Genomic DNA, 11,997 nt, shown 5'->3' on the forward strand with positions numbered 1-11,997 from the left:
AGTAGCTCAGTTGATAGAGCATTAGCCTTCCAAGCTGAGGGTCGCGGGTTTGAGTCCCGTCTTCCGCTCTCCAAAGAGAATCTGAGAAATTAGGTTCTCTTTTTTTTATTAGTTCAAACCGCTAAGATTATGAAAGATTCTCCGACACAACCGCATGTGCTCCGTTTGTCCCATCCTCCCATCCCCGTTGTCCGTATCGGAATCATAGGGTTGGGGAACCGGGGGCTGCTCACCTTGCAGCGCTATCTCCAGATTGAGGGGGTAGAGGTTCAGGCTCTCTGTGAAATAAGGGAAGGAAATCTGAACAAAGCCCGGCAAATACTGAAAGAGGCCGGCCGTCCCGAAGCCATCGGTTATACCGGAACGGAAGGATGGAAAAAGATGTGTGAATCGGACGGGATAGATTTAATCTTCATCTGTACCGATTGGTTAATGCATACGCCAATGGCTGTTTACGCAATGGAATGCGGCAAGCACACGGCTATCGAGGTTCCGGCTGCGATGAGTGTGGAAGAATGCTGGCAACTGGTTGACACGGCAGAAAAAACGAGGCGACACTGCATCATGCTGGAGAACTGTTGTTACGACCCTTTTGCATTGATGACTCTCAACATGGCCCGGCAGGGAGTATTCGGAGAAATCATGCATGTGGAGGGGGCATATATCCATGACCTCCGTTCCATGTATTTCGCAGAAGAGAGCGAAGGCGGCTATCATAATCACTGGGGGAAAAGATACAGTATCGAACACACCGGCAACCCTTACCCGACTCACGGACTGGGGCCTGCCTGCCAACTACTGGACATTCATCGCAGCGACCGGATGGAATATCTTGTTTCCATGTCTACACACCAGGCGGGAATGAGTGAATATGCCCGCAGGTTATTCGGCGAACATTCACCGGAGGCCCGGCAAAAATATCAATTGGGAGACGTCAATACCACTTTAATCCGTACAGCCAAAGGCAAGACAATCATGCTTCAATATGACATCACTACCCCGCGCCCTTACAGCCGTCTGCAAACGGTATGCGGCACTCTCGGATTCGCCCAGAAATATCCTGTGCCTTGCATTGCTTTGGAACCTGACGGAGACACTCCGCTTTCCGGAGAAGCGCTGGAAAAAACAATGGCGCGTTACAAACATCCTTTCAGTGCAACCATCGGTGAAGAAGCGCATCGCAAGGGGTTGCCCAACGAAATGAATTATGTAATGGATTACCGCCTCATCCATTGCCTGCGCAACGGACTGCCGCTGGACATGGATGTATATGACGCCGCCGAATGGTCTTGCATCACGGAATTGAGCGAGAAATCCGTCTTGAACAAAAGCATGGCAGTGGAAATTCCGGATTTCACCAGAGGAGCCTGGAAAAAGCGCCCATCCTAAAACTATTTTTCCATACCGGAAGGATAAGGCGGGCTCTTTCGAAACATTCCTTATCCATAAATCAGCGCCCCAATAAAAACATAATATGAAAACATTCTCATCATCAAAGACTAGTTGGCTGTCAAAGGCAGGCTTACTGTACGTTTTTTTACTTTGTACAACCTGTGTCTCAGCAGGTAAAATCATTTCAATTTCTGATTTCGGGCTGAAACCCGACAGCCGCATCAATGCAGTGCCGTTTGTACAAAAAGCGATTAATGCCTGCAAAGAGAATCCGGGAGCTACGCTTGTCTTCCCGAAAGGAAGATATGACTTTTGGGCACAACATGCCATAGAAAGAGATTACTACGAAACAAACACGTATGATGTCAATCCCAAAATCCTTGCCGTATTGCTCGACAGGATGGACAGCCTGACTATCGACGGCAACGGTTCCGAATTTATCATGCACGGACGGATGCAGCCTTTCACTCTGGACCATTGCCGGAACATTACCTTAAAAAATTTCACCGTAGACTGGGAAATTCCCCTGACTGCGCAAGGTACTGTCATCGAATCATCTCCCGATTTTATGGAGATAGAGATTGACACGCATCAATTTCCCTATATCATAGAGAACAGGCAATTGACTTTTGTCGGCGAGGGATGGAAAAGCAGTTTATGGTCAATCATGCAGTTCGACCCCCAAACTCATCTTGTCTTACCCGATACCGGCGACAACTTAGGGTGGCGTTCGTACGACGCGACTGAAATACGCCGCGGACGAGTACGCCTGTCTACCCCGGACAAGGAAGTCAGCAAGTCTTTTCCGGCGCCGGGCACTCTCCTTGTACTGCGCCACAGCACCCGGGACCATGCAGGTGTTTTCATTTTCCACAGTACCGACGTCCAAATGGAGAATTTGAAAATATTCCACACATGCGGATTGGGCATTCTGTCACAATACAGCAAAGACATCACATTCAACGATGTCCATATCATCCCGAACGCCGTCAAGGGGCGTGTATTCAGCGGACACGACGACGGCTTCCATTTTATGGGATGCAGCGGCCTGCTCAAAATCGAGAATTGCAGTTGGAAAGGATTAATGGACGACCCTATCAACATTCACGGCACTTGTTCCCGCATTACGGAGGTCCTCTCTCCCACCCGTATCAAATGCAGATTCATGCAAGACATGAGTGAAGGCATGGAATGGGGACGGCCGGACGAGCTTATCGGATTCATAGAACACAACACGATGCGCACGGCAGCTACCGGAACAATAAACAAATTCGAACCGCTAAACAAAACCGAGTTTATCATCGAATTGTCCGCTCCCCTTCCTGCCGGAATAGAATCCGGCTATGTAATAGAGAATCTGACCTGCACCCCTGATGCGGAAATACGCAATTGCCATTTCGGAAGTTGCCGTGCACGCGGCCTGCTTGTATCCACTCCGGGAAAAGTCATCATAGAAAATTGCATATTCGAATCCAGCGGTTCCGCCATCCTGATTGCCGGAGACGCCAATGCATGGTATGAATCCGGAGCCGTTAAAGACGTATCGATACGCAACAATGATTTCCGCTATCCCTGCAACTCTTCAAACTACCAGTTCTGTGAGGCAGTAATCAGCATTGTCCCGGAAATACCCACACTGGAACAAAAATTCCCTTATCACCGCAACATACGTATCACCGGCAACACCTTCCACCTTTTCGACTACCCGATTCTTTTCGCACGCTCCGTAGACGGACTGGCATTTTCCGGCAATACGCTCATACGTGACACCACCTATCAGCCCTGCCATTACCGGAAAGAAGGAATTACCCTTGAAGCCTGCAAGGCGGTTGTCATCTCGAACAACAAAATTATAGGGAATGTACTGGGAAAAACCGTTAAACTCGAGAAGATGAAGTCCTCAGACATAAAAATAAACGGAAACCCATTTTTCAAGAAAAGCAAATAACTCTTTCTTTTTTCACATCAATCTGACAGGACTAGGAGATAAAAAATCTCTTTTCATCCGTAGATTGAGGGATATCAGGCAATTATCCTTTATAGAAACGGTATCTTATAAGTACAAAGCCATGTTTTAATGATGATAAACTAAAACATAGCTTTGTACTCAAACCAACCTTATCCCAGAAATACGATAAACAAAGGAAGATTGTCCTTAATAAATTTCAAAGCGAGGGTAATCTGCCGTTCCACCGCTTTTTCACTGATTGCGCAACGTTCTGCAATTTCCTTATTGGATAAATGCTCTTCACGGCTCATCCGGAAAATCTGTTGCCTTTTAGGAGGAAGCTGGGCTATTAACTTATCAATATAAATTTTTAAATCGGCGGCATCCAGTTCATCTTCCATATTGTAAGAACTCTCTATCCCCCTCAGGGCCGTCATCCTGAAATTCAATTCATTGAAATACCTGCGGGAATAATTGAATATTATATTCCGGGTAATCATAAAAAGAAGTCCGTCAAAATTCTTTTCGATGTCAATCGTTTCCTTCGTTTCCCAGACCTTGACAAAAACATCCTGGACCACTTCCGAAACTTCGGAAGAAGAAGTTATATAAAGCTGGGCAAAGTTATAAACCTTTAACCAATAACAATCATAGAGTACTGCAAACGCCGCCGCATCCCCCACCTTTATCTTATCTAAAATCAACTTCTCTTCCATTCAGTCTTAATTATACCGCAAAAATAAGGAAACAACCATAAAGTACAACATTTCCAAGCATTTATTTACGAGATACTTCCATTTTAACGAATCACTTGCTTATCATTCTTTAACAGGCTGTTTTTTACCAAGTTCTACAAGAACTACGGCAACTTCCCGATGTTCGCATCTCTCTTTTATTTTCCTCCAAATCTGTTCCTTTATTGTTATATCAACGACATCATTTCCGGATTTATTCCATTGTTTTTTTATTTCTTTACTCACGGAATCCCAGTCAGCAAAGGCTTTTCGCTGCTTTTTCGTCAATCGTCCAGATAACAATTTTTTTATTATTTTTTTCTCCTTCCCTTTATCCATTATCGCTTGTTCTACAGGTTCATAGACTCTTTTAAAACGCCTATATTATAAATACACTTAACACTGTCCTAACCCCACATCCCCGATGAAAAAAATATTTATATTTCTATTAACCGACTGATAATTCAATAGTTACATCATAAAATAAATATGGTATCCTCAAAGTGGAATGAAACATTTTTTATTAAGTTCTTGTAGAACTTAAGCAATATTCCATCGCAGCCTCCATTATTCTCCTGCTTGCCATAGGAGGTTATTGGATAAGCTCAAGAACAGACAAAACAGAAAATGAATACATAAAAGTCATAGCTCCCCAAAGCGTAACGCATATTTTACCGGACAGTACCAAAGTATGGATGGAACCGGGAAGTTCCATCCAATATACAAAAGCATTCAATAAAAACAGGAAGGTCTGGCTGAAAGGCAATTCCCTGTTCGATGTCCGCAAGCATGGAGGCAGTACGTTCCGGGTGTATATCGACCGGGCGTTCATCGACGTAAAAGGCACTAGCTTCCTGGTTAAACAGCATAATTCCGAGAAAAGCGAAATTACCCTGTTTCAAGGCAAAATAGAATTCAACGTGGAACCTACCGGACAAAAGATTGTCATGACCCCCCTGCAGAAAATAGTATATAACCCCGCTGACATCCATACCCGAATAGAAAAGGTTGAAAATATAAAATGGGAAAACGGCAAATACAATTTTACGGATATCCCCTTGGAAAAACTCATTGAGACGATTAACCGGATGTACAATTCACATGTCATCCTGAAAAAGAGCCTTAACCACCAATCGGCATTTACGGGTAACATCCGTTACGACGAACCGCTGGAAGACGTAATCAACAAGATTTGCTTCATTCTGAACCTGGAAAAAGAGGAACACGCAAATGAAATTATTCTAAAACACTAATATTAACTTAATGTCTAATCTAAAATGCAAAAGCATGAGAAAAATTCAAATTTCTGACGCCCGGCGATATCTGAAGTATATCGTATTGGCTTTTCTCTTTTACCCTCTTACGATTCTTGGCGCTCAAGGACATCTTTCGATAAAAGGGCAATCTATCACAATGAAGGAGGCTATCCAGCTTATTGAAAAAAACAGTAACTACACTTTCTTCTACAATGCCGTCGATTTAAAGAACATCCGATTGAAAAACATCAATTGTTCGGGTACGGCAGAGGAAGTATTGAATTATGTACTTTCAAACAGCGGAATAAGCTATATCATTAAAGGGAACGAGGTGATTCTGAAAATAGAGAAAACGGAATCGCTCCAGCAATCGTCTTCCAAGCGTACCATTTCCGGTACTGTAACAGACGGAGTTGACGGCAGTCCGATTATCGGGGCCAATATTTTAATCAAAGGAGAACAGACGGGAGTCATCACTGACTTGGACGGCCATTTCAGCATCCAAATCCCTGCAAACAAACGGATAACGTTAATTGTGACCTATATAGGATATAAAAAACGCGAAGTTCCCGTAGACGATTTGGGAATAATCAACATCAAGATGGAATCCGACAATGAAATGTTGGACGAAGTGGTGGTAGTCGGTTCGGGTACGCAGAAAAAGGTAAGCGTGACCGGAGCCATCACCAGCGTGAAAGGAATGGCGCTGAAATCTCCTTCTTCCTCACTGACGAACTCACTGGCAGGAAAACTGTCCGGCGTGATTGCAACGACCACCAGCGGCGAACCGGGGTCAGCTTCCGAATTCTACATCCGAGGCATCGCCACTTTCGGCGGCCGTGCCACTCCGCTTATCATGCTCGACGACGTGGAAATCTCTACCACCGACCTGAACAGAATACCGCCTGAGACAATCGAAAGTTTCTCTATCCTGAAAGATGCGTCGGCAACAGCCATCTACGGTGCGCGAGGAGCCAACGGCGTAATGCTTATCACCACCAAACGAGGAGAAGAGAACAGTAAAACAAGAATCAACATTACAGTTGAAAATTCATTTGCCATGTCTACGAGATTCCCTCAGTTTGTTGACGGAGCGACGTGGATGGAAATGTATAACGAAGCGCAAGTGACACGAAACCCTACCGCCACAAAGAAATATACACAAGAGCAAATCGACGGAACACGCAGCCACGTAAACCCATACATATATCCGGACGTGAACTGGGAAGACGTGATTTTCAAGGATATGACTATGAACCAACGCGCCAACATCAATATATCGGGAGGCGGTTCCAGAGTGACTTATTACATGAGTTTGAATATCAACCATGACACCGGTTTATTGAATACTCCGAAACTCTATTCGTTCAGGAACAATATCAATAATATGGGATATAACTTCCAGAATAACATCTCCTATAAATTGAGCCCGACGACTAAGATAGAGTTGAATATGAACGCTCAGATTAATGTAGGGAAAGGTCCGAACTTCGAGACCAAAGACTTGTTTGCCATGACTCTAAGCGCCAATCCCATCAATTTCCCGGCCACCTATCCGGCACAACAGGGCGATACGCACGTCCGTTTCGGTAACAGTTATCTAAGCGGGAACACGCTACGTACCAATCCGTACGCTTATATGTCTACATCCTACAAGCAATCGGACGAGAATACGCTTAATACATCACTCAAAATCAACCAGGAACTTAATTTCATCACCAAAGGGTTGAGTGTGAATGCATTGGTAAACTTCAAAAACTGGTCGCGCTCGTCTTTCTACCAACATATAGAGCCGTATTACTACCGGGCAATTCCGGGCAGCTACGACCCTCTCAATCCTGTCGATTATGAACTTGAACGTTTGGGAACCTCCGGTACGGACTATCTGTCGGAAGGATTCAATGCCAAAGAAGGCGACAGGACCATCATGTTGCAGTTCCAGTTGAACTATGCCCGCCAATTCGGGCTTCATAACGTCGGCGGTATGTTGATGTATATGCAGCGCGATTATAAAGTCGGCATGCTTCCCCAACGCAACCAGGGACTTTCCGGACGCTTTACCTATGATTACGGGCAACGTTACCTGTTTGAGTTTAACTTCGGTTATAACGGCACGGAACGTCTGGCACGCGAAAACCGGTTCGAATTCTTCCCGGCGGCATCCATCGGTTGGGTAGTGAGCAACGAAGCTTTTTTCGAAACAATGAAAGATAAGATAGACAATTTTAAGATAAGGGCTTCTTACGGTCTTGTCGGCAGCGACGAAACCGGATTAATCGCCAATTCCCCGCACTTCCTCTACATCGTTCAGGTTACCTTAGGCAGCGTCGGCTTTACCAGCGGTGTCGAAAACAACTTCTATACAGGTTCAGGCCCGTTTGTAGACCAGTACGGCGTAGTAAACGGAGGTTGGGAACGCTCCAAGAAGTTTGACGTCGGAATAGACCTTACCCTGTTCAAAAACTGGCAAGTCACTGCCGACTATTTCAAGGAACGCCGCTATAACATCCTCGTACACCGGGAGGCATGGCCCGAATCTCTGGGATACTACACCGCCAAACCTTGGAAAAATATGGGTGAGGTAGACAACTGGGGATTTGAAGTCAGCAGTTCGTACCATCATCAAATCAATAAAGACCTGTCGGTAGATATCCGTGGCAATTTCACCTATACCCAGAATAAGTATGTGAGCCTGGACGAACCCGTTTATCCGTATGCATGGAAAATCGAAACGGGACATACCATCAATTCCAGGTTCGGTTACATAGCCGAAGGACTGTTCCAAAGCCAGGAAGAGATAGACAACAGCCCGAAACAGGATTTGGGAAGTACGGTAGAACCGGGTGACATCAAATACCGCGATATCAACGGCGACGGCGTAATCAACGAGTATGACCGTTCCCTGATTTCCGAATATAACAACACTCCGCGCATTCAGTACGGTTTCGGAATGAACGTGACCTATAAGAAATTCGACTTCGGAATCTTCTTCAACGGCTCCGCCAAGAGAAACATCATTATTTCGGGAATACACCCGTTCGGTTCCGGCGACGCGAATATTTTCCAGTTCATCGCAGACGACTACTGGACAGAGGCTAACCCGAATCCTTCCGCCCAGTATCCCCGTTTGGGATTGACGGATGCAGATACCGGCAACAACCATCAGGTCAGTACCTACTGGTTGAGAAACGGCAGCTTCCTGCGCTTCAAGACCCTGGAAGTCGGATATAATTTCAAATACGGACGTGTGTATCTCAACGGAGACAATATAGCCGTGTTCAGTCCGTTCAAATATTGGGACCCGGAATTGGAATGGTACAAATACCCCCTGCAACGTACATTCAATATCGGTTTACAACTTAATTTCTAACCTAAAACAACTGATAATATGAAACTTTTTAGAAACATAAAACTATATGTATCCCTATTCATAATGGCATTAAGCTGTTTTGCGGCTTCCTGCGATTTTCTGGAGGTAGTACCGACCGAAAAGCCAACCTTGCCGGATGCCACGAAAGACTACAACTCTACATTGGGATTTCTTTATTCATGCTACGCCGGGATACAGAATCCCGTCTATTTCGCCAATGCGGAAGGGTCGGCAGACGAATTCGCCATTCCCGAATTATGGGGATACGCATGCCAGAACGTAGGTTACGGACTTTATACCCCTCACAATCTTCTCGACCACAGATGGGGAAACTATTACCGGTTTATCGGACAGTGCCATCTTTTCCTCCAGGAACTGCAAAATGCCCAAGGAGTGACGGAGAGCGATAAAACCAGATGGATAGCCGAGGCCAAATTCCTGATAGCCTACTATCATTTTGAAGTTCTGCGTTTTTACGGTCCCTGTCCCATTACGGATTCATACATAGCAATGGATACGCCCAACAATGAATATAACGGGCGTTCCCATTACGACTATGTCACCAACTGGATTGTCGACCTTCTGGACGAAGCCGCCAATGACCTTCCCACCACTGAAATAAAAGACAGCGAATGGGGAAGAGCAACCGTAGCCATAGCCAAAGCCGTCAAAGCCAGAGTCTTGCTTTATGCCGCTTCTCCGTTGTGGAACGGTGAATTTCCATACCCTGACTGGACAAACAAAGTGGAAACTCCGGGATACGGAAAAGAACTGGTCAGCACAACATACGACAAATCAAAATGGGAACGGGCGTTAACGGCATGCAACCAAGCGATTGAAGCTGCGGAAAACGAAGGATTCGCCCTTTATAAAGATGAAACGTTATATACCAAATCCAATATATCCCTGCCCTACATTCCGGGCATGTCTGACAATGAGGAATATGACGATTTCAAAAAGAAGGTGCTTCTGATGAGATATGTTTTGACAGCCAGGCCGACGGAAGGCAACAAGGAATTCGTCTGGGGACTGAATACCGGCGACGACAGCATGATAATCCACTCTCTTCCCACCCGGATTCTCCAGCAGTCCGACGGTAACTGGTACAGCGGATACAGCGGGATAGCTCCTACCCTGAACTCCGCCGAGTATTTCTATACTGCCAACGGAAAAACTCCGGACACGGACGACGACTTCACCCGTGAAGAAGACTGGTTCACCAGCGGCAACCTGACCGGCAGGGAAGACATTATCAAACTGCACATCAGACGTGAACCCCGCTTCTATGCATGGTTTGCCTTTGACGGCGGCGATTACGGCTCAAAAATCAAAGACGGGCAACCGCTAAAAATGCAACTGCGGAACGACCAGTTGCAAGGGCTCAACCCCGGACTGTTCAACCGCGACCACTGTTCGACAGGCTATATGTCGCAGAAATACCTCCGTCCGGAAGCCATAGTCAATGCATCGGGCAGTTTCAGCTCCGGCGGAAATCCGCCCAGACCGTTGATAAGAATGGCTGAGCTATACCTGAATCTGGCTGAATGCCAGGCATCTTTAGGACAGAAAGAAGCAATATCGACCCTGAACATCATCCGCGACCGCGCCGGAGTTCCGGACTTGGCGGAAAGTGACATTACCCCGGAAAAGCCATTGATTGAATGGGTAAGAAACGAACGTTTCATCGAATTATGGGGCGAAGGACACCGGTATTTCGACGTTCGCCGTTGGGTGCAAGGTCCGAAATATTTTGCGGCAGGAAAGCGGAAGGCACTGAATGCGGAAGAAAAACAGAACCCGACTTTTGAAGAATATAACAAACCTGTCCAGTTGGCAAGGTCTTATGTTTGGGAATCCCGCATGTACCTGGCTCCGATTTTCTACAACGAGTCATACAAAAACCCGCAAATGGTTCAAGCGCCCGGTTATTAACTCTAAATCATTTATGATATGAAAAAGATATATTTAACATCCTTACTGTTCGGACTCCTGTTAGCCAACATGTCCTGTGAAGACATAGATAAAAATGAAATCTACCAGCAGGAGTTTCACAAGATTCTATATTTAAAGACGACGGGTGTCATAGACATGACACTTTATAAGACCGGAGAAGATACGGAATACAGTTTCTCTATCATCAAGGGGGGCGCATTCCCCGAACTTACGGCCGATGTTTCCCTGAAACCGATGAGCGCCGAAGAACTGGAAGAGTATTGCACGCCGAGAGGACTGAATTTGGAACGTCTTCCGGAAAGCTGTTACACCCTTTCCGAAAGCGACATCCATTTCGGGACAGAAGACATGTATAAAATCATCAACATGTCGATGCACACTACCGAAATAGACAAAATGCCGGCAAGCAACTCCGATTACGTCATTCCGATTATGTTGAAAAGCGATAACGATTCCATCAATTCTACGTTGAATGTGTTGATTATCAAACCTAAAGTAGTTGTTCCGGCAGTAGCCTTCACAGAAAAGGGAGTGGTAACCCAATATTGTCCGGCAGGAGAAACCACCGTCGAAATACCGTTACAGTTACAGATAGAAAACAAATGGGATTTCACCTGCCAAGTGGAAGCCTTACCGACAGCCAGCGGCCATGAAGTTCTGGAGAAAGGCTACACACTGGTAAACGGCGGTATCGTAAATTTCACCAAAGGCAGCAACACCGCAACGTTAAAGGTCAACATCAACAGGACCGAAGCCGGACTGACCGAAGTCAGTATGGACGCGCCGGTCATTCCCCTACGTCTAAAGTCCATCAGCATACCGACTTTCGATGTGGATGACAATGAGATATTGCTGGAAGTATCCGACAAATATCCGTTGACGACCGACATGTTGTACACCAATGCACAAGAACCCAGCGAAGGACCGATAGCCAACCTCCTTGACGGAAGCATAGCTACTTTCTTCCATAGTGCATGGAGCATCGACATCGGAGAAAAACATTATGTACAGGTAAATCTGCCCCAACCGTTGAACGATTTCATCTTCTCTTACACCAACAGGTCGTCGAACGGCAATGCGGCATTGGCATATTTCAACGTAAGCGTGAGTGCGAACGGTACGGACTTCACATCGTTGAAAGACTTTGCCTGGGATACGGACGAATTACCGGGCACGGCGGCAGGAGTGTACAACTCCCCGAAACAGACGCCTTCAACCCCTGTCAAAAGTATCCGGTTCACCTGCAAAAGCAGTTGGCAGGGAGAAGCATACTTCGTATGGAGCGAATTTAGCTTATACGGTTTCTGACAATCCGATTATTTAATTTGCAAACGGTGGTGATAG

General features: G+C 45.9%; 8 protein-coding genes. 6 read left to right on the forward strand and 2 right to left on the reverse strand.

From position 1 onward, the window contains the following. The first annotated feature begins 129 nt into the window (after positions 1–129). Together Q5076_RS01035 and Q5076_RS01040 are read left to right on the forward strand one after the other, a co-directional pair. Positions 130–1,389, forward strand: coding sequence for a Gfo/Idh/MocA family protein (locus tag Q5076_RS01035; RefSeq protein WP_303010364.1), 1,260 nt, complete (start codon positions 130–132; stop codon positions 1,387–1,389). An 85-nt stretch (positions 1,390–1,474) separates the two neighbouring features. Further along, positions 1,475–3,340, forward strand: coding sequence for a right-handed parallel beta-helix repeat-containing protein (locus tag Q5076_RS01040; RefSeq protein ID WP_303010365.1), 1,866 nt, complete (start codon positions 1,475–1,477; stop codon positions 3,338–3,340). A 170-nt stretch (positions 3,341–3,510) separates the two neighbouring features. On the opposite strand, the gene Q5076_RS01045 is transcribed toward Q5076_RS01040, so the two are convergent. Further along, on the reverse strand, positions 3,511–4,056 hold the full coding sequence (locus Q5076_RS01045; RefSeq protein ID WP_303010366.1) for an RNA polymerase sigma-70 factor: 546 nt from the start codon (positions 4,054–4,056) through the stop codon (positions 3,511–3,513). A gap of 102 nt (positions 4,057–4,158) precedes the next feature. Then, positions 4,159–4,413 (reverse strand): hypothetical protein, encoded by a 255-nt coding sequence (locus tag Q5076_RS01050; protein WP_303010367.1) that lies wholly within the window; start codon positions 4,411–4,413, stop codon positions 4,159–4,161. A 260-nt stretch (positions 4,414–4,673) separates the two neighbouring features. On the opposite strand from Q5076_RS01050, the gene Q5076_RS01055 reads away from it, so the two are divergent. Genes Q5076_RS01055 through Q5076_RS01070 form a run of 4 tightly spaced genes read left to right on the forward strand, consistent with a single transcriptional unit; the run spans position 4,674 to position 11,961 of the window. After that, on the forward strand, positions 4,674–5,327 hold the full coding sequence (locus tag Q5076_RS01055) for a FecR family protein (RefSeq protein WP_303010535.1): 654 nt from the start codon (positions 4,674–4,676) through the stop codon (positions 5,325–5,327). A gap of 34 nt (positions 5,328–5,361) precedes the next feature. Further along, a complete protein-coding gene (locus tag Q5076_RS01060) occupies positions 5,362–8,700 on the forward strand; it encodes a TonB-dependent receptor (RefSeq protein ID WP_303010368.1) in 3,339 nt (1,112 codons plus the stop codon). Positions 8,701–8,718: 18 nt separating this feature from the next. Then, positions 8,719–10,632, forward strand: a complete 1,914-nt coding sequence (locus Q5076_RS01065; RefSeq protein ID WP_303010369.1) for a RagB/SusD family nutrient uptake outer membrane protein — start codon at positions 8,719–8,721, stop codon at positions 10,630–10,632. A gap of 18 nt (positions 10,633–10,650) precedes the next feature. Next, positions 10,651–11,961, forward strand: a complete 1,311-nt coding sequence (locus Q5076_RS01070) for a DUF1735 domain-containing protein (protein ID WP_303010370.1) — start codon at positions 10,651–10,653, stop codon at positions 11,959–11,961. Positions 11,962–11,997: the final 36 nt, after the last annotated feature.

It is taken from the genome of uncultured Bacteroides sp., assembly GCF_958445495.1.
Taxonomy (GTDB): domain Bacteria; phylum Bacteroidota; class Bacteroidia; order Bacteroidales; family Bacteroidaceae; genus Bacteroides.

Bases quoted from the DNA above. Each gene is read 5' to 3' on its own strand.
- Q5076_RS01035 (WP_303010364.1), top strand. From the start codon at position 130: ATGAAAGATTCTCCGACACAACCGCATGTGCTCCGTTTGTCCCATCCT.
- Q5076_RS01040 (WP_303010365.1), top strand. From the start codon at position 1,475: ATGAAAACATTCTCATCATCAAAGACTAGTTGGCTGTCAAAGGCAGGC.
- Q5076_RS01045 (WP_303010366.1), bottom strand. From the start codon at position 4,056: ATGGAAGAGAAGTTGATTTTAGATAAGATAAAGGTGGGGGATGCGGCG.
- Q5076_RS01050 (WP_303010367.1), bottom strand. From the start codon at position 4,413: ATGGATAAAGGGAAGGAGAAAAAAATAATAAAAAAATTGTTATCTGGA.
- Q5076_RS01060 (WP_303010368.1), top strand. From the start codon at position 5,362: ATGAGAAAAATTCAAATTTCTGACGCCCGGCGATATCTGAAGTATATC.
- Q5076_RS01065 (WP_303010369.1), top strand. From the start codon at position 8,719: ATGAAACTTTTTAGAAACATAAAACTATATGTATCCCTATTCATAATG.
- Q5076_RS01070 (WP_303010370.1), top strand. From the start codon at position 10,651: ATGAAAAAGATATATTTAACATCCTTACTGTTCGGACTCCTGTTAGCC.